Raw genomic sequence first — 18,236 nt, 5'->3', positions numbered from 1 at the left:
CCTCGGGCTTCTTGAGGCCCGAACAGACCCGATTCTCAGTCCGGTTCCTCGGCATGAGCGGCAGCAATGGCCCGCATGGTCACCTCCCGGCTGTAGCCCTTGCGTCCTAGAACGGCGGCGGTGCGACGCCGGCGCACCTCCCAGGGCAGGTGGCGAGTGGTGGACAGCTTCTTGCGGGCCAGCGCCAGCGCCGCCGTGTCCTCGTCGTCGGAGCTGATCTGCTCGAGGGCCGCGGTGACGTCCTGCTCACCCAGACCCTTGCGCCGCAGCTCCTCGGCGATGGCCCGCCTGGCCGCCCCCTTCTCCGCGAAACGGGTACGCGCCAGGCGGGCCGCGTAGGCGGTGTCATCAATGACCCCGGCCGCCTCCAGACGCTCAAGGACCTCGGCGGCCACACGGGGGTCCACCTCCTTGCGCTCGAGCAGTTCCGCCAGGGCCGAGCGGGGAGCCGCACTGCGGTCGAGGCGGCGCAGGACGATCTCCCGCGCCGCCTCGACCGCCTGCGCGTGGGCGTCAGGGATGAGCCAGGGCATCAGAACCCGCCGGCGTCCTCACCGAAGATGGTGTCCGGCTCATCCGACGACGCATCCTTGGACGTCTTCACGCTCTTGGGCGCCTTAGCGGTGGTGGTCTTCTTCCCGCGTCCCCGGGCGTTCTTGACCGCGCTCGTAGCGGCGGTGTCCCCACTGTCCACCGGGACGGCGGCTGCGGCCACGGCCGCCTCGGCGGCGGCCATCTCCTCAGCCTCCCGGGCCTTGCGGCCGGGCTCACCGATCCCCAGGGCGGCGAGGATCTTCTCCTCGATCTCGGCGGCCAGCTGCGGGTTGTCCTTGAGGAAGTTGCGGGCGTTCTCCTTGCCCTGACCGAGCTGGTCCTCCCCGTAGGTGAACCAGGCCCCCGACTTGCGCACCACGCCGTTGTCCACGCCCAGATCCAGCAGGCTACCCTCGCGGGAGATGCCCTGGCCGTAGAGGATGTCGAACTCGGCCTGCTTGAAGGGGGGCGCCATCTTGTTCTTGACGACCTTGACCCGGGTGCGGTTGCCCACGGGCTGGTCGCCGTCCTTGAGACCGCCGATGCGACGCACGTCCAGGCGCACGGAGGCGTAGAACTTGAGAGCCTTCCCACCGGTGGTGGTCTCCGGGTTGCCGAAGAACACACCGATCTTCTCGCGCAGCTGGTTGATGAAGATGGCGGTGGTGCCGGTGGAGGACAGTGCACCGGTGATCTTGCGCAGAGCCTGGCTCATGAGGCGGGCCTGGAGACCGACGTGAGAGTCCCCCATCTCCCCCTCGATCTCGGCCTTGGGGACCAGGGCCGCCACGGAGTCGATGACGATGATGTCCAGGCCGCCCGAGCGCACCAGCATGTCGGTGATCTCCAGGGCCTGCTCGCCGGTGTCCGGCTGTGAGACCAGGAGGTTGTCGATGTCGACGCCCAGAGCCTTGGCATAGACCGGGTCGAGGGCGTGCTCGGCGTCAATGAAGGCCGCGTTCCCGCCGGCCCGCTGTGCACTGGCCACGGCGTGCAGGGCAACGGTGGTCTTTCCGGAGGACTCCGGTCCGTAGACCTCGATGATGCGTCCCCTCGGGAGCCCCCCGACTCCCAGAGCCACGTCGAGGGCAACCGATCCCGTCGGGATGACGGAGACCGGAGGACGGGTGTCGTCCCCCAGGCGCATGACGGATCCCTTACCGAAGCTCTTGTCGATCTGGGCGAGGGCTGTGGCCAGGGCCTTGGAGCGGTCCTGGGTCTGGCTGGCAGCAGGCATTGTTCTACCTCGGTTCTCAGGGCGGCGCGCAGCCGCGGCGGGCATGGCTGGTCAACTTCGGCGAGGTCCCCTCTCCGGGGCTCACCAACGACGGTATGCCTGACCACTGACATCTATCTCCGCCCCTCATCAGCCCTGTGGACCCGAGAGGCATCGCCGTCGTTCGTGGAGAACAGTACCCGAACACCTGTTCGATCGCGACACCGTCGTCATGCGCGTGTCGGCACCTCCGAGCTCCACCTCACCACCCACCCCATCAGCAGGGCTCATCGACGGGGATCAGAACGGAAGATCCATCGCTCGTCGTCCGAGCGCTCGGTCTCGTCGCACAGAAGACCCCAGACCCGTTCCGGCGCCACACCGGTGTCGAGCGCCTGCACACAGGTCACACCCAGTCCCGGAAGAACCAGGTCCTGCGCCAATGACCGGCCATAAGCCGGACCGAAAACCGCCTCGACGGCGTTCCAGAACTCCGAGTGCTTCACTACTCCCCCTTCGTCAACGGTCAACCCGGCGGCGAGTCCACTCATCGTGGTCCCGCCGCCGGGAAGGTCGGCTCACTGACAACGCCCTCAGTGCCCTGAGAGCGCCGAGGGCGTCAGCGGATGGTCACCGCAGGGCGACCCCCTGCTGGCGCACGAGCTCATCAGGAACCGTGTCCGGAATCATCACGCCTTCAGTCAGGGCGATGCGGTCGGAGACCTCACGCAGCACCATGGACAGAGGGGCGTCAAGCGCCTGGCAGATGGAGGCGAGCAGCTCGGAGGAGGCTTCCTTCTGGCCGCGCTCGACCTCGGAGAGGTACCCCAGGGAGACGCGGGCCTGAGACGAGACCTCACGCAGCGTACGTCCCTGGTGCTGTCGGACGCCGCGCAGAACTTCTCCGATCTCGCGGCGCAGGACGACATTCTCGTGCTTCGGGGTGTCCACGGACACACCGTACCCTGCCCCGGGTCCCTGGCGCATCGGCATCCGGTTGTTGATCGGGCGAGTGGTGCGGGGGTGAGTCGTGTTGTTCATCGTCTAGCACAACCATTCACGTCGTGGATTCATTCCCGCCACGCGAGGCCAGTTCTCCGGCTCCGGTGACGTTGAGAACCACTCTACCGGCATTCCTGAGAGAAATCTGAAATACGTCTTAGTCTGTGATCTGTAGTTGGTTGATCATCGGCGAGGAGCGGTCAGGACCGTGACCCACGCCTTTCTTCGCGCAGAAACCGATGGCCAGCTCACATACGTCGATCACGGTGGCGCGCCGGACCTGCGAGCGGTCACCGGTCAGGTGCAGCTCGCGGTGCCCCTCACCCCACGGACCGACGACGGCGACATGGACTGTTCCCGCCGGATGACCGTCGACCGCCCCCGGCCCGGCCACACCGGTGGTGGCCAGCCCCAGATCGGCCCCGAGGAGCCGGCGCACACCATGCGCCATCTGCAGGGCAACCTCACGGTCCACCGGCCCGGTCCGCTCCAGGTGCGCGGCATCGACTCCGAGGACCTGAGCCTTGATCCGGGTGGCGTAGGCGACGACCGCTCCCACCAGCACACGTGAGGCACCGGGAACCTCTACCAGGCTGGAGGAGACCTGCCCGCCCGTTAACGACTCGGCGATCGCCAGAGTCACCCCGCGATCCACGGCGGTCTGCAGGAGGGCTGCCGCAGCACGAGTGCAGTCCTCGACGTCGTGCACACCCTCGATCAGCACGACTTCCGCCCCGGAACGGTCACTGGTCACCCCGTCCGCTCTGACGGCTCAACCGCATCGCCTGGCGGACATAGTCCAGGCCGGTCACCACCGTGACGATGAGTGCCGCAGCCACGATGACGTAGGCCGCCTTGGTCAGGAACGCGACCAGGCCCACGGGCAGCAGGAGCATGGACCACGGAGTGAGCAACCCGACCAGCCCGACCATCTGGAGTGTCGTCTTGATCTTGCCGCCGCGTGATGCCGCCATGACGGCGCGGCGCAGCATGAAGAAACGCATGACTGTGATGCCGAGCTCGCGCACGACGATGAGGACGGTGACCCACCACCACAGTCGATGGTTGACGCTCAGCAGGACGAAGGCGGACAGGGTCAGCGCCTTGTCCGCGATCGGGTCGGCGATCTTGCCGAAGGAGGTCACCAGTCCCCACGAGCGCGCCAGCTGACCGTCAAGACGGTCCGTGAAGGCCGCCACGACGAAGACCACGACCGCGGCGAGCCTGGCCCGATCCCCCGGCAGCAGGGAGAGCCAGATGAAAACGGGAACGAGCAGCAGGCGCAGCACCGTCAGGGCGTTGGCGATGTTGAGCAGCGGCGCCCGCTCTGACTGCGCGGCGCCGTCCGGGGTGGTCGGGGCGTTCATCAGGGCCAGCCTAGTCGTGCACGACCTCTGGCCGACGGAGAAACCTCGATCTTCTCGAACGACATCGCATCCGCTCGCCTTCGCTGTGCGCGCCATGAGGCCGCCGCCCGCAACACGCAGCGGGGGCTCAGTGCTCACTCACGGCACTCCCCGAACATCCGGGCGCTTCTGCCTCCCGCTGCTGAGAAGACCGCGGGCCGTACACATCCTGTTAAGGTTCAACTCTTACGTTCATAATGATGTTCTCCTCCATTCGTCTCTCATCGTCTCGTCTCTCATCGTCTCTTCTCTCATCGTCCTTGGCGGCCTCCCACAACGTCGTCCCCCGCCACCCCGCCTCCGGGGAGCCACGTGACTCGCCGCGCACCGCACGGGTGGCCCACCGGTCGCACGGTCCAGGCCTCCTCACGGCCGCTGTCCTCACCGCGTCCATCGTGCTGAGCGGCTGCTCGACGAGCTCCGATCAGTCTCAGCCGGCTCAATCGCCGTCTCAGTCCGGCTCCACCGGGGCCAGCGGCTCGCAGGACGTGCACTTCACCGTGGGTTACGCCGGGGACGTCCTCATGCACATGCCAGTGATGGAATCCACTCCAGGAGCCTCAGGGGACATCACCGACAACATTGCCGCTGAGACCCCCTGGGTCGAGGGCCTGGATCTTGCCCTGTGCGGCATGGAGGTTCCCGTCGCCCCGGACGGGGTCTACTCGGGCTACCCCGCCTTCGGCACCTCTTCCGAGGTCATCGGCGCCTTGGCCAGATCCGGGTGGGACGGCTGCGCGACCGCCTCCAACCACGCCGCCGACCGGGGTGAGGCCGGAGTCGTCGCCACCTTGGACGCCTTGGATGCTCACGGCTTGGGGCACGCGGGCACCTACCGGAGCACGGAGGACGCCTCCGTGCCCTTCGCACTCTACGAGCTCGAGCGGGGAGGACGCACAGTGACCGTGGCCCAGATCTCCACGACCAAGGACCTCAACGGCCTCGACGATCCCACCGGACACTCGGTGTCGCTCAACGACGTCGGCGCCATCACGAAGGCGGCGAAGACGGCCCGTGCGGCGGGCGCCGACCTTGTCGTCGTCCACTCCCAGATCGGTCAGGAGTACGAGACCAAGCCCAACGACGAGCAGGTCTCCTACGCCCAGTCTCTGGCCGACAGCGGACAGGTCGACATCCTCTTCGGTGCTCACCCCCATGTGCCTCAGCCCGCCGAGAAGCTCTCCGGAGAGGGCGATGGCAAGGGGATGTGGGTGTCGTACTCGGCCGGCAACTACATCTCCAACCAGGACGAGGAGTGCTGCGCCCCGTTGTCCGACGTCGGTCAGCTGGTCTGGGCCGACGTCACCTCGCACGCCAACGGCTCGGTGAGTGTGGACAAGCTGAGCTGGCACCCGTTCACCATGGATCAGGAGGGCGGCTACAAGGTCAGGGACCTGGCAGCACTTCACAACGGTGATCGTCCTGCTGGCCTAGGTCTGAATGAGGAGGAGATCGACCGGCGCTGGAGCATGTTCACTGCAGACGTCAAGGACGCCTCGACCATGTCCACCACAGCACCGAAGCCCACCGGACCGGCCCCTAGGATTCCCAGTCGGGAAGAGGTCATCAAACGAGCAGGCACGCGCGTGGACCCTCCGGCCACGGCATCGGCCTCCTCATCACCACGATGAGCCGCGGCCGGTGAGCGACCAGGCGTCCTCGGAGTCCTCCTCAGCGGACGCATCGTCCCAGGACTCCGACTCCGGCAGGCTCGAGGCGACCTCCAACGGGTCCGTGCTGTGACGGTTCGCCGGCATGACCGCGGTACGAGGCTCGCCCGAGGCGGGAGGCAACGGCTCGTCGGAGCCGGGCTCGTCCTGAGAAGCGTCTGGAGCCTCAGGAGTGTCAGCGCTTCCGGGCGCGCCGCCCTCTCCCTTGATCCAGGCCAGCGTCTCCTCGAGCTGCTCGGGCTGCACGAGGACGTCGCGGGCCTTGGACCCCTCCGAGGGGCCGACGACCTCGCGAGACTCGAGCAGGTCCATGAGGCGGCCGGCCTTGGCGAATCCGACACGCAGCTTGCGCTGGAGCATGGAGGTGGAGCCGAACTGACTGGAGATGATGAGCTCGGCGGCCTGCAGGAGCAGGTCCATGTCATCGCCGATCTCCTCGTCGATCTGCTTCTTGACCTCCGGGACGACGACGTCCTCGCGGTACTCGGGCGTCAGCTGGGACTTGACGTGCTCGACGACGGAACGGATCTCGGACTCGGTGACCCAGGAGCCCTGGATACGCACCGGTGTCGAGGCGCCCGGCCCCAGGTAGAGGGCGTCACCCTGGCCGGTGAGCGTCTCGGCACCGTTCTGGTCGAGGATGACCCGGGAGTCCAGCTGCGAGGCCGTGGCGAAGGCCAGGCGCGAGGGAACATTGGACTTGATGAGGCCGGTGACCACCTGGGCGACGGGTCGCTGGGTGGCCAGGACCAGGTGGATCCCGGCGGCGCGGGCCAGCTGAGTGATGCGCTGGATGGAGGCCTCCACGTCCTTGGGGGCGGTCATCATGAGGTCGGCGAGCTCGTCGACGACGACCAGGAGGTAGGGGTAGGGGCTCAGCTCCCGCTGGGAGCCCGGCAGAGGCTGGACCTCGCCGGCGCGCACCGCCTTGTTGAAGTCGTCGATGTGCTTGAAGCCGAAGGAGGCCAGGTCGTCGTAGCGGGCGTCCATCTCACGCACCACCCACTCCAGGGCCTCGGCCGCCTTCTTCGGAGAGGTGATGATCGGGGTGATGAGGTGCGGGATGCCCTCGTAGATGGTCAGCTCGACCCGCTTGGGGTCCACCAGCACCATGCGCACCTCCTCGGGCGTGGCGCGCATCATGATCGAGGTGATCATCGAGTTGACGAAGGAGGACTTACCCGAACCGGTCTGACCGGCCACCAGCAGGTGCGGGGTCTTGGCCAGGTTGGTGACGATGTAGTCGCCCTCCACGTTCTTGCCCAGACCGACCACCAGCGGGTGCACCTGCTTGCGCGCGGCCTGGGAGCGCAGAACATCACCGAGCTTGACCATCTCCCGGTCACTGTTGGGGATCTCGATGCCGATAGCGCTCTTGCCCGGAATGGGGGTCAGAAGACGGATCTCATCGGAGGCCACCGCATAGGCGATGTTCTTCTCCAGCCCCGTGATACGGGAGACGTTGACCCCCCGGCCCCGGTGGACCTCGTAGCGGGTGACCTGAGGACCGCGCGTGTAGCCGGTGACCGTGGCGTCCACGTTGAACTCGGCGAAGACGTTCTGCAAGGACTCGACGATGGCGTCGTTGGCAGGGGTGCGGGTGGAGTGCGCCGGGCCGGGGCCGAGCAGCGCGTCCTCGGGCAGGGTGTAGGTCGAGCCGTCGGGCAGGGCCATGTTGCTCAGGTCGCTCATGGCGATCTGGTCGGCGAGGTCGGGCTCCTCGATCGGAACCTCGGGGGTCTCCTCGGTGACGGCATCGAAACCGGACGGCGACTGCGGGGCAGAGCGCTTGGGCGATGAGGGCTTGCGCTGTCCCCCAGCGGCCGAGCCGGCCGCCGCGGGGCCACCTGTCGGGCCGGCCGGCCTGCTCCTGGTGGGAGAGGCGGCTGAGGGTGCCGAGGAGGCAACGGTGTCGCTCTCCTCACCCACGTCCGGGATGACGAAGGCGGCGTTCTCCGAGTGGCCGTCGGGATCGCCACCCGGCTCGAAGAGATCGGTGATCGCCGTCTGCTGGGCCTCCCGGTCAGCCGAGCGCTTACGCCGGCCACTGCCTCGCTTACGGGAGGCCGGCTCCTCCACCTCCAGGGCGGAGCGGAACGGCTCGTCACCGTCGTAGGAGTCCAGGAGCGCCGTCTGATCCGGATCGCCCTCCGAGGCGCCGGCCCGCCCGGAGCCTCCACGCGCCCGTCCGAGCAGGCGCCGGGCCAGGGAGTCACCGGAGCCACCGGAGCCACCGGCACCGTGGGATGCCTCGTCACTGTCCGCGGTCCGGTACTGCTCCAGCAGCTCGCGGATCTCGGCCACGGTCTTGCCGGACATGACCAGGGCGGAGAACACAGTCAGGAGGATGAACAGGATGAAGGCCCCCACGGAGGAGAACAGCGCCGCCAGGGGGTAGCCCACCAGCCACCCCAGCAGCCCTCCGGCGCTCTCCAGACCGCCGATGTTGCCCCTGAGGACCGGGTTGCCGCTGCCGACCTGGATCATTCCGGTCAGAGCCGTCAGCAGCCCCAGGCAGCCCACGGAGACCCGCGCGTGCACTGCTCCTAGACTGTGGACCCGCAGCATGGCAACTCCCAGCGCCGCCAGGAGGGGGGGCACGAAGACGCCCAGGACGCCAACGGGCCCCGCGGCGATATGGTGCAGGAGATCACCTGCGGCTCCGGAGATCCCGAACCACTCCCGCAGTGCCAGAACCGCCGCGAGGGCCAGGATGAGGAAGGCCCAGCCGGTACGGCGGTAGCGCCCGCCGGAGGGTCCGGTTCCAGGCTCGGAGAAGGGAGCGGCCCCAGAGGCGGAGCCACCTCGATTACGCCCTCTGCCGGTTCCCGACGAAGGCGCAGATGTTCTCGTGGTGCGACGATTGGCCATGATGCCCTAGAAACTATCGGATTCTCAGTGTCAACGGCCTTGCCACGCCGCCTGCGCCGGCCGGAGACACGTCACCTTCTCAGAGGCGCAAGCCCGTAAGAGGTCTCCTCCCCCGGCGAGAAAGGCTGCCGCAGTCCTAGGGCCTCTCAGAACCGCTCAGGACCGCTCACCTCCGGCTTGAAGGAACTCATCGATCTCCTCACGCAGCGGGGCCTGGGCCGGGCCGGTGCGTTCGACGGCGTGGGCTGCAGCCGCATTGGCACGCCTGGCCGCCTCGACGACGTCGAGCCCGTCAAGAAGGCCGGCGACCAGGACACCGGTATGCGTGTCTCCCGCCCCCGTCGTGTCCACGACCTCACGCACGAAACCGGGAACCTCGATGGCCTCGCCGTCCACCGGGTGGAGAACGCAGCCGTGGACGCCGGTACGGTGGACGATCAGTGCTCGCGGGCAGGCCCCTCGAATGGCGTTGGTACCGCCCAGGCGCTTCTCGAGCCGACTCATCTCCAAGTCGTTCCCGGTCAGTATCGTCGCTCGGTCCAGCAGCGGCAGGAGCACTTGGTCGGGGATGTCGGGCTGGACCGGGCCGAGGTCGATCACCAGCCCGACGCCATCGGGGATCGACAGCAGCCAGTCGGCCAGGATGCCGCGGCTCGTGTAGTGGGCGAGGTCATAACCGGTGGCGTAGACCCAGTCCCCGGATCTCAGGTCGAGGCTCTCCAGGTCCTCGCGCTGGGGCTCTCCCTCGACGCCCGCGGTGGTGATGAAGGTGCGTCGGCCGGAGGGCTCAATGAGAGTGGTGCAGGTGCCGATGTCCCCGACGAGCTCCTCGACGAGCAGCTCAACCCGGTCCAGGTGCATCGACTCGCGCACCCGCGCTGAGTTGGGGCCGGTTCCCAGGGTGGCAGCCAGGGCCGTAGGGACGCCCTGCCGGGCCGCGGCTGAGACCACGGCGTACCCGCCACCGACGACCGGGCCCGACGACGCCCCGGTGATCGCCCCTCCCGGCGTCGGCACGCGGCTGACGTGGAGGGGGATGTCGATGAGGATGGATCCTGTGGATATGAAGCACGCGGGCCGGAACAGAGTCATGCAGTGAGCACCCTCCTGCTACGCCTCGATGACGACCGGGACGATCATGGGACGGCGCCTGAGACGGCGCCCGATCCAGCGGCCCAGGGTGCGGCGCATGACCTGCTGGAGGGAGTAGGCGTCCGCCTTGCCGGTCTCCAGCGCAGCGGACAGGGCCTCGGTCACATCAGGAAGGATCTCCTCGAAGACCGAGTCGTCCTCGGCAACGCCCCGAGCCTGGATGTGAGGACCGGCCAGGATCGTGCCGGTCGTGGTCTCCACCACGGCGTAGACGGAGACGAAGCCCTCCTCCGCCAGGATGCGGCGGTCCTTGAGCTCGGCCTCATCGATCTCCCCCACGGAGGATCCGTCAACGTAGATGTAGCCGCAGGGCACCTGGCCGGCGATACGGGCCACCCCCCCGCCCAGGTCGACGGCCACGCCGTCCTCGCACAGCATGACCCGCTCCGGGGCGACTCCCGTCTTGACGGCGAGCCCACCATTCGCCACCAGGTGACGGATCTCACCATGGATGGGCATGACGTTGCGGGGCTGGACGATGTTGTAGACGTGGAGCAGCTCCTCGGACGAGGCGTGCCCGGAGACATGGACCTTGGCATTGCCCTGGTGAACCACGCGCGCTCCCAGCCGCATGAGCTGGTTGATGACCCGGAAGACGGAGTTCTCGTTGCCGGGGATGAGAGAGGAGGCGAAGATGACGGTGTCCCCGGGCTCAATGGTGACGCTGCGGTGCTCGGAGTGGGCCATCCGGGACAGGGCCGCCATCGGCTCGCCCTGCGAGCCGGTGACCATGAGGACTCTTTCGTGCGGGGGCAGCGAGGTGATGTCTCGGGCATCGATGAGGACGCCGGCGGGGACCTTGAGGTAGCCGCGTTCGGAGGCGATACCCATGTTGCGCACCATGGAGCGTCCCACGAGGGCGACCCGCCTGTCGTGCAGGGCGGCCGCATCGAGGACCTGCTGGACCCGGTGGACGTGGCTGGCGAAGGAGGCCACGACGATCTGCCCGTCGGAGTCGGCGAAGACATTGTCCAGGACCTGGCCGATCTCGCCCTCATGGCCGACCATGCCGGGGACCTCTGCGTTCGTGGAGTCCACGCAGAACAGGTCAACGCCCTCCTCACCGAAACGGGCGAAGGAGCGCAGGTCCGTGATGCGCCCGTCGATGGGCAGGGAGTCCATCTTGAAGTCACCAGTGGCCAGTACATTACCGGCGTCGGTGCGGATCATGACGGCCATGGCGTCGGGGATGGAGTGGTTGACGGCCACGAACTCCAGGTCGAAGGGCCCGTAGGAGACCTCCTCGTGCTCGCTGACCTGACGCAGCACTGGACGGATACGGTGCTCCTTGAGCTTGGCCTCCACGAAGGCCAGGGTGAGCTCGCTTCCCACCAGGGGAATGTCCTCACGCAGGCGCAGCAGGTAGGGCACGCCCCCGATGTGGTCCTCGTGCCCATGAGTCAGGACCAGGGCGACGACGTCGTCGATGCGGTGCTCGATGGAGGAGAAGTCAGGAAGGATGAGATCGACGCCCGGCTGGTCCTCCTCGGGGAAGAGCACACCGCAGTCAACGATGAGCAGCTTGCCATCCAGCTCGAAAACGGTCATGTTGCGGCCGACCTCGCCCAGACCCCCCAGGGGAGTGATGCGCATGGCGCCATCAGCGAGGGGGCCGGGAGTCTTCAGCGCGGGAAAGTTCGTCACGCGGGCATCCTACCGAGGATGCCCGGATTATCGATTGATACGGTGTGATCCAGTTCGATTCCGTCGTGGTTCTGCAACGTTACGACGAGAAGTTCAGAGGCCCACCGGGATCGCTCTACGATGTACTGGTGACGACCAAGAGCCTGCCGGATGACGGAGCCGGGGACAGCGCATCCCCTTCGTCAGTGGAGTCACGATTGAGCCCCACCACCGGGGAGAGCCGGCGAGGCATCCTGGGGAGGGCCGCCCTGGCAACGACGGCGGGCATCGTTGGCGCGGGCGCCAGCGCAGGAGCGACTCACTGGCGGGACACCCACCTCTCCCCCACGGCGAGAACCGCCCCTCGCCCCGCAGCCCCTGGAAGCGCACTCGGAACGCGAGTGGTGTTTCAGACCGGTGGAGAATCAGGAAAGCTGGCGCTGACCTTCGACGACGGGCCAGACCCTCGCTGGACTCCACGTGTGCTCGACATGCTGGCGAGGTTGCAGGTACGGGCCACCTTCTTCGTGCTGGGGTCCGCGGTGGAGGCCCACCCCGAGCTGATCGCGCGGGAGGTCGCCGAGGGGCACGAGGTCGCGGTCCACAACTGGGTGCACACGGACGTCTACGGCGTGAGCTTCTCGGAGCTGAGCGACTCGGTGAACCGGACGTGCGAGGCGATCGTGGCGGCCGGAGCACCGTCTCCGCGCCTGTGGCGCCCTCCCTACGGCCGGGTTGACGCACCGGCCATGATGGTTGCCTCCCGGAAGAGGATGGACCTGTTGCTGTGGAGCGTCCACACGCCGTCCACGGCGGAGGCGGCCGCCGTCACGGACCTTGCCGGTGCCGGATCGGTAGTGCTGTGCCACGACGGGCGCACGCAGCCCTCAGCGCCCCTGTTCGCCGCCCTGGAAGGAGGCGTGCGCTCACTGCTGGAACGAGGACTTACCGTCACGACGGGCAGCGATCTCCTGGCATCCGCTTCGTAGACCTTCGTAGACCATTGAGCGCCAGTCGCCCGGCCGGCCGCGCGAGCGAGCCTCAGCATGAGAACACCGGGTGACAACATGAGGTGCCTGCACCACCTCTCGGCGGTGCAGGCACCTCGTTGCCGTACCCCCAGCCGGATTCGAACCGGCGCCGCCGCCGTGAGAGGGCGGTGTCCTAGGCCACTAAACGATGGGGGCCTGCTATGTAGTTGTGAACCAGCAGACCTAGCCAGCCTGCTTGATCCGTACCCCCAGCCGGATTCGAACCGGCGCCGCCGCCGTGAGAGGGCGGTGTCCTAGGCCACTAAACGATGGGGGCCCTGACAGTCCGGAGGTTGAAGCAACAACCGGACCCTCGTACCCCCAGCCGGATTCGAACCGGCGCCGCCGCCGTGAGAGGGCGGTGTCCTAGGCCACTAAACGATGGGGGCTACAGATCAACAGATCCGCTGGGGTACCAGGACTCGAACCTAGAATAACTGAACCAGAATCAGTCGTGTTGCCAATTACACCATACCCCAAGGGGCTTCACCTCGAAAGGGATCACGTCCGAGGCAGCGGGCAGTAATCTACACGCCCACCCCCGCCCCGCCAAATCACCAGAAGGTGAAGACAGACACACAGCGGGAGCCCCAGACACCTCCCCCCTCATCCCCCGATCCCACCTCTCCCGCTCACAGCCGGTATCGCACCCCACTTCCCGCCCCCTCCCGACAACCGAGCACACCTCCAGAGGCATCCCCTAGACTCCCACTAGTTCCTGCTCACCCCCGCCCCTTTGGGAGGCCATACATGCCCACCCATCTGCAGCACCATCGCCATGCAGGTAGCGGACCCTGCAGTCCTCGCCTCCTCGCCCTGGGACTGTGCCTCACAGTTGGCCTGGCACTGAGTGCCTGCGGACCCTCACACAAGGGACAGCTGACCGTCGAGCCCGCAGGCGCCTCCGCCGAGGCCAGCACCTCCAGCTCGGACACTCCGTCCAGCACACCGAGCCCAACGCCGTCGGCCACATCTTCCGCAACAGCCTGGACGGCCCCCAACGTCACGATCTCCAACGACTCCACCGGCACGTGGCACCGGCAGGACGACATACTCAAACAGCCGACCGAAACGTCATCAGACATCAGCCAGGCATACAATTTCGACACAGAAGGATGCCTGGCCATCATCTTCTACAAAGCGAACCAGTCAATCTATGACGAAAGAAAAATGGGCGGAGACAACACAACCTCCTCCGTCAAGATACAGGAGACGATGCCGAACCACAGCTCTTTCGCGATGACATCAGGGCCGACTCCCGTCGAAGCCGTACCGGATGACAGCGGGACGCTCCCCGGGTATGAAATCGGCTACACGGCTACCGTCAAGTACGCCAGTGGCTCGACGGGCGACGTAGCGGGATATCGTTTCTTCCGACAGATCAGCGATCAGGGTGTCACTCTTGAAATCTTCCTCGAGTGCCATCCGGACAAGCTCACGTCCGCCGATACATGGCACCAGTTCCTGTCCTCAACACGAGTGACGGGACTCGACGCCGGAGCCATGAGATAGATAGGAGGTCCAGCAACGAGTCACAGCGCCTGCATTCCTCTGCCCCCACCACCAGGAGAGCCACATTGCCTCGCCCAGCACAGCACCATCACCAGATGCTCGTCGCCCACACACCCTCCAGAACTCATCGCCTTGCTCTGGGGCTGTGCCTCACAGCCAGCCTGGCACTGAGCGCCTGTGGCCCCGCCCACAAGGGACAGCTGACCGTCGAACCCGCAGGCGCCTCCGCCGAGGCCAGCACCTCCAGCTCCGACACTCCGTCCAGCACACCGAGCCCAACGCCGTCAGAATCACCGTCCTCCACACCTTCCACGGCCGCCACATGGTCTCGACCATCTTTTACCGTCACCAACGAGGACTCCTCCGTCTGGTCCTCAAGCAGCGGCCGCATCCAAAAGTCAGATAACCCCGACATCACGCTCGATGAGTACGTGGTCAACAGCAACCAGGACTGCTTCGGTTATATCGCCACCGACATCAACGAGAGATACTTCATCACCAGAAATGCGATAGGCGACAAAGAGCTTTCCGATATAGCCATCCGGCATCAGCCGAAACTTTTTTCAGACTATCAAATCACGCAAGGGCCGACTGCCGTGGAGGCCGTCCGTGATGATAGTGGAAACTTCCCGGGTTACGAAGCCGCTTTCTCCACCACGGCGACGATCTCAGGCACTCCCACTCCTATCGACGGCTATCGCTTCAACAGACGAGTAGGAGAACGAGGGATCGGCGTGGAGGTCATGCTGATGTGCCCCCAAGGCACTCTCATAGGACTGGATCAGTGGCACACGATCCTGACGGGCATCCGGGTCCAAGGAATCGACGCCGGAGCCATGTGACGCCTTTCAGGGAACGGTTGCGCCCCCTTGAGGGCACTCGTGAGGCGTCTCGCGCACGGATTAGGTGGTGGGGTCAGGGACACGATGTTCCTGACCCCACCACCGTGAGCGCGAGAGTAACCGGCGGCCATGTCACCCGACCTGCGCTCGAAGAGCCTTCAGCCTGGCGAGGGTGGAGTCGCGTCCAAGGATCTCCATGGACTCGAACAAGGGTGGAGAGACCTGCCTCCCGGTCACTGCGACGCGCAGCGGACCATAGGCGAGACGCGGTTTGATCCCCTCACCGTCGGGCATGCCCTGCCCCTCGACGATGGCCGCTTTGAGGACATCCTCCAGACGGTCCTTCCCCCACTGCTCGGAGCTGAGCCCTTCCAGAGCACGGATGCCCGCATCCAGCACGTCACCGGCCGAGGCCTTGAGCTTGGCCAGGGCCTTGTCATCGATGACGAGCTCGTCGTCAGGCACGAAGAGGAAGCCGAGCATGTCGCGGCTCTCGCGCAGCAGCTGGATCCGTGTCTGGATGAGGGGGGCAGCAGCGCTGAGGATCTCCTGCTCCCGCACGGTGAGTCCGTCGAAGGAGTCCGCCGAGACCAGCGATACCTGAGCGGTCTCGCCGGACGGGTCGGGGTAGGCGTCGGCGAGGTAGGGCACCAGCCGGTCCCGGAAGTCGGCCTCCCCCAGTGCACGCACCTGCTCGGCGTTGATGGCCTCGCACTTCTTGGGGTCGAAGCGGGCCGGGTTGGGATTAACGTCATGGACATCGAAGGCCTCGATCATCTCTGCCGCTGAGAAGACGTCGCGGTCCGCACTCAGCGACCACCCCAGGAGGGCAAGGTAGTTGAGAAGCCCCTCGGGGATCATGCCGCGATAGCGGTGGATGAGGAGGTTGGACTGAGGGTCCCGCTTGGACAGCTTTCGGTTGCCCTCCCCCATGACGTAGGGCAGGTGCCCGAACTCGGGCACGACCTGAGCCCGACCGATGTCCATGAGGGCACGATAGAGGGCCACCTGCCGCGGGGTGGAGGACAGCAGGTCCTCACCGCGCAGGACATGGGTGATGCCCATCGCGGCGTCGTCAACGGGGTTGACCAGTGTGTAGAGGGGCTCGCCTCCTGCACGCACGACGACGTAGTCCGGCACGCTGCCGGCCCTGAAGGTGATGGGGCCTCGGACAAGGTCGGTGAAGGTGATGTCCTCCTCCGGCATCCGCATCCGCAGGACGGGCAAGCGCCCTTCGGCACGGAAGGCGTCCTTCTGCTCCTGGGTCAGATTGCGGTCGAAGCCGTCATAGCCGAGCTTGGGGTCCTCGCCGCGCTCACGGTGACGGGCCTCGATCTCCTCAGGGGTGGAGAAGGACTCGTACAGGTAGCCCGCCTCCAGCAGCTCGGCAGACACCTCCTTGTACAGGTCCATGCGCTGGGACTGGCGATAGGGCTCGTGAGGCCCGCCCTTGCCCACGCCCTCGTCCCAGTCCAGCCCCAGCCAGGTCAGGGAGTCCAGGATGGCGTCGAAGGACTCCTCGGAGTCACGGGCTGAGTCGGTGTCCTCGATCCGGAAGACGAAGGTGCCACCGGTATGACGGGCGTAGGCCCAGTTGAACAGGCAGGTGCGCACCATGCCCACGTGGGGGGTCCCCGTGGGTGAGGGGCAAAAACGTACGCGCACGGACGATGAGCCCTGCTCCGGGACCCCGGAGGCAGCTGCGGGCTCAGGACGGAAGGCGGATGAGTGATCACTGAGTTCAGGCATGATGGAGTCAGGATAGTCCCCTGAGGGGACCCCCGGGGAACAAGGGCCGGGAAGCCCCTCAAGGGGCCCCGTGTAGTGATCCGACTCGCGCCCCCGCCATGCAGGTATCGCACTGGATCTTCGGGAACTGCTACTGAATCTTGTCCCCGAGCCACTGCGCTCGAGGCGTGCAGCCCCCGTTGGCTCCCTCCACCTCTCGGTAGGGGGCTTCATGGAACCCGCCGCGGGCAGCAGCTGGGTGTTACCCGACGATCCGCCGTCGCCGATGCGGTAGGAGGCGTTCCGGTTCTTCAACGTGGAGTTGAGGTTGACCGAGGCCACCGCGAAAATATGCCGAGCAAATTGTCCTCTATTACCCTCATAGTAGCGACTTCCTTTCTTTCCATCAACACGCCCTGACGATCATGCACTGCCCCCGGATTCATTTCCTAATAGTGAGACACTGAGGGGAAGCTGCTCAATCCATCATAGAGACCAAACCCTATCGACATTCCCATTAACTTTCTGTAAGAAAATCTTTCCACATAGGCCTCAACACCCATTGACTCCGCGTCTGCCGTACCGCCCCCGCAGGTCTGAGAGATGGGGATCCCAACCCATCGCACTCAGCACAGAAACGAAATAACGTCGCTCCCATGAGATCATGACGCCGCCGCCGGGCAGTTCCTCACGGATCCCACCCGAGGCAACGACATCCCCAATCCGTTCGGGAAGGTTCCCACTTATCAATCCTTGGAGGCCCCATGTCCCTGCCCCAGCGTTCCGCAGCACGTTCCACCGCCCGCCGTCGATCAGCACTCAGACTCCCTCTTGTCGCCGGACTCAGCCTCGCCCTGGCCCTCCCGGCTCTTGCCGCGTGCCAGGACGAGTCCGGCCCCGCACGCTCCAGCAGTTCCAGCAGCGAGTCGCCATCCACCAGCGAGACGGGCAAGAGTGCGAGTCCGTCGGGCAAATCCTCCAAGGGAGGTAAGAACAGCAACGTCGAGTACATTCCCTCGTGGGAGTTCCCGCAGTCCCACTCCGGCTGGAAGGTGAGCGTCTACGACACCGACGGCAAGAACAAGATGGATAAGCAGAACGGCTGCGTGTTCACCGCGACGCAGAACCTGTACGACCAGAACACGAAGGGCGATCGCGTCGAGTCGGACTATCAGGCGGAGGCCACGGTCAATGCCTATCAGCAGTCGTCGGACTTCACGAATGTCTCCTTCGAGCCCACCAAGGATGACTTCTCCCTGGTCAAGGACACCGATGGTCACGCCATCGAGACCAAACGGCTGGACTTCACGTACACCGGAGCCGACCACAAGGACTACAAGCTCACCAGGTTCGTCCGTGTTTTCGGCACAACAGGCACGCCCGTCGTGCTCCAGGCGATGTACGCCTGCCCCGTTGATGCCTACTCCTCCAGCGAGATGGAGACACTGTTCAAGGCCACTCCGATCAGTAATCCCGGACCGGCAGACATGGATGAGGCCGGATCCGGTGACGGCTCCGGCAAGGACGGCAAGAGCAATGACAAGAAGAGCGGCTCCGAGGACAAGGAGAGCGACGAGAAGGGTTCAGGCAGCTCACCCCAGGACACCTGATCGGGCCCTCGGCTCCGCGACACCGACGATGCGTCATTA

General features: G+C 66.1%; 15 protein-coding genes and 4 tRNA genes. 5 read left to right on the top strand and 14 right to left on the bottom strand.

Annotated features, from left to right (window positions below; genetic code table 11):
• Positions 1-35: 35 nt before the first annotated feature.
• The 6 genes from FBF36_RS04930 to pgsA form a co-directional block, all read right to left on the bottom strand.
• The gene (locus tag FBF36_RS04930) at positions 36-533 is read right to left on the bottom strand and encodes a regulatory protein RecX (protein WP_075376437.1); all 498 of its coding nucleotides are present in this window, start codon (positions 531-533) and stop codon (positions 36-38) included.
• Positions 533-1,771 (bottom strand): recombinase RecA, encoded by a 1,239-nt coding sequence (recA, locus tag FBF36_RS04925; protein WP_009398558.1) that lies wholly within the window; start codon positions 1,769-1,771, stop codon positions 533-535. The genes FBF36_RS04930 and recA overlap by 1 nt, the downstream gene beginning before the upstream one ends.
• A gap of 266 nt (positions 1,772-2,037) precedes the next feature.
• Complete coding sequence (locus FBF36_RS04920; RefSeq protein ID WP_138137806.1) at positions 2,038-2,256, bottom strand: DUF3046 domain-containing protein; 219 nt, start codon at positions 2,254-2,256, stop codon at positions 2,038-2,040.
• 124 nt (positions 2,257-2,380) lie between these two features.
• Positions 2,381-2,791 carry a helix-turn-helix domain-containing protein gene (locus tag FBF36_RS04915; protein WP_004565236.1) on the bottom strand — a complete coding sequence of 137 codons (411 nt, stop codon included), beginning with the start codon at positions 2,789-2,791 and terminating at the stop codon, positions 2,381-2,383.
• A 118-nt stretch (positions 2,792-2,909) separates the two neighbouring features.
• Positions 2,910-3,476 (bottom strand): CinA family protein, encoded by a 567-nt coding sequence (locus FBF36_RS04910; protein WP_050792695.1) that lies wholly within the window; start codon positions 3,474-3,476, stop codon positions 2,910-2,912.
• 19 nt (positions 3,477-3,495) lie between these two features.
• Complete coding sequence (gene pgsA, locus FBF36_RS04905; protein ID WP_009398554.1) at positions 3,496-4,119, bottom strand: CDP-diacylglycerol--glycerol-3-phosphate 3-phosphatidyltransferase; 624 nt, start codon at positions 4,117-4,119, stop codon at positions 3,496-3,498.
• Positions 4,120-4,358: 239 nt separating this feature from the next.
• Here pgsA and FBF36_RS04900 point away from each other — a divergent pair, with 239 nt between their 5' ends.
• Positions 4,359-5,789: a CapA family protein gene (locus FBF36_RS04900; RefSeq protein ID WP_087944049.1), complete on the top strand. Its 1,431-nt coding sequence runs from the start codon at positions 4,359-4,361 to the stop codon at positions 5,787-5,789.
• Here FBF36_RS04900 and FBF36_RS04895 read toward each other — a convergent pair.
• From FBF36_RS04895 to FBF36_RS04885, 3 genes are all read right to left on the bottom strand, one after another.
• Positions 5,778-8,699 carry an FtsK/SpoIIIE family DNA translocase gene (locus tag FBF36_RS04895; RefSeq protein ID WP_034493528.1) on the bottom strand — a complete coding sequence of 974 codons (2,922 nt, stop codon included), beginning with the start codon at positions 8,697-8,699 and terminating at the stop codon, positions 5,778-5,780. The genes FBF36_RS04900 and FBF36_RS04895 overlap by 12 nt on opposite strands.
• Positions 8,700-8,855: 156 nt before the next feature.
• Positions 8,856-9,791: a PfkB family carbohydrate kinase gene (locus FBF36_RS04890; protein ID WP_009398550.1), complete on the bottom strand. Its 936-nt coding sequence runs from the start codon at positions 9,789-9,791 to the stop codon at positions 8,856-8,858.
• A gap of 18 nt (positions 9,792-9,809) precedes the next feature.
• Positions 9,810-11,444, bottom strand: a complete 1,635-nt coding sequence (locus FBF36_RS04885; protein WP_009398549.1) for a ribonuclease J — start codon at positions 11,442-11,444, stop codon at positions 9,810-9,812.
• A gap of 179 nt (positions 11,445-11,623) precedes the next feature.
• On the opposite strand from FBF36_RS04885, the gene FBF36_RS04880 reads away from it, so the two are divergent.
• Positions 11,624-12,463, top strand: coding sequence for a polysaccharide deacetylase family protein (locus tag FBF36_RS04880; protein ID WP_034493546.1), 840 nt, complete (start codon positions 11,624-11,626; stop codon positions 12,461-12,463).
• Between the two features lie 125 nt (positions 12,464-12,588).
• On the opposite strand, the gene FBF36_RS04875 is transcribed toward FBF36_RS04880, so the two are convergent.
• From FBF36_RS04875 to FBF36_RS04860, 4 genes are all read right to left on the bottom strand, one after another.
• A tRNA-Glu gene (locus FBF36_RS04875) sits at positions 12,589-12,661 on the bottom strand.
• Between the two features lie 48 nt (positions 12,662-12,709).
• A tRNA-Glu gene (locus FBF36_RS04870) sits at positions 12,710-12,782 on the bottom strand.
• A gap of 39 nt (positions 12,783-12,821) precedes the next feature.
• Positions 12,822-12,894: transfer RNA gene (locus tag FBF36_RS04865), tRNA-Glu, on the bottom strand.
• 18 nt (positions 12,895-12,912) lie between these two features.
• Positions 12,913-12,984 (bottom strand) — tRNA-Gln (locus FBF36_RS04860).
• A 271-nt stretch (positions 12,985-13,255) separates the two neighbouring features.
• Here FBF36_RS04860 and FBF36_RS04855 point away from each other — a divergent pair.
• Both FBF36_RS04855 and FBF36_RS04850 read left to right on the top strand, forming a co-directional pair.
• Entirely contained in the window at positions 13,256-14,017 is a 762-nt protein-coding gene (locus FBF36_RS04855; RefSeq protein ID WP_034493526.1) for a hypothetical protein, read from the top strand.
• A gap of 95 nt (positions 14,018-14,112) precedes the next feature.
• Positions 14,113-14,859: a hypothetical protein gene (locus tag FBF36_RS04850; protein WP_034493545.1), complete on the top strand. Its 747-nt coding sequence runs from the start codon at positions 14,113-14,115 to the stop codon at positions 14,857-14,859.
• 132 nt (positions 14,860-14,991) lie between these two features.
• Here the strand turns inward: FBF36_RS04850 and gltX are convergent, their stop codons facing one another.
• Positions 14,992-16,608, bottom strand: coding sequence for a glutamate--tRNA ligase (gene gltX, locus FBF36_RS04845; RefSeq protein WP_034493524.1), 1,617 nt, complete (start codon positions 16,606-16,608; stop codon positions 14,992-14,994).
• A 743-nt stretch (positions 16,609-17,351) separates the two neighbouring features.
• On the opposite strand from gltX, the gene FBF36_RS04840 reads away from it, so the two are divergent.
• Complete coding sequence (locus tag FBF36_RS04840; protein ID WP_225792467.1) at positions 17,352-18,197, top strand: hypothetical protein; 846 nt, start codon at positions 17,352-17,354, stop codon at positions 18,195-18,197.
• Positions 18,198-18,236 lie beyond the last annotated feature (39 nt).

It is taken from the genome of Actinomyces sp. oral taxon 171 str. F0337 (genome assembly GCF_005696555.1).
GTDB classification, from domain to species: Bacteria; Actinomycetota; Actinomycetes; order Actinomycetales; family Actinomycetaceae; genus Actinomyces; species Actinomyces oris_E.
The sequence above is the reverse complement of the archived record's forward strand: the minus strand, read 5'-3'. Positions and strand labels throughout refer to the sequence as shown.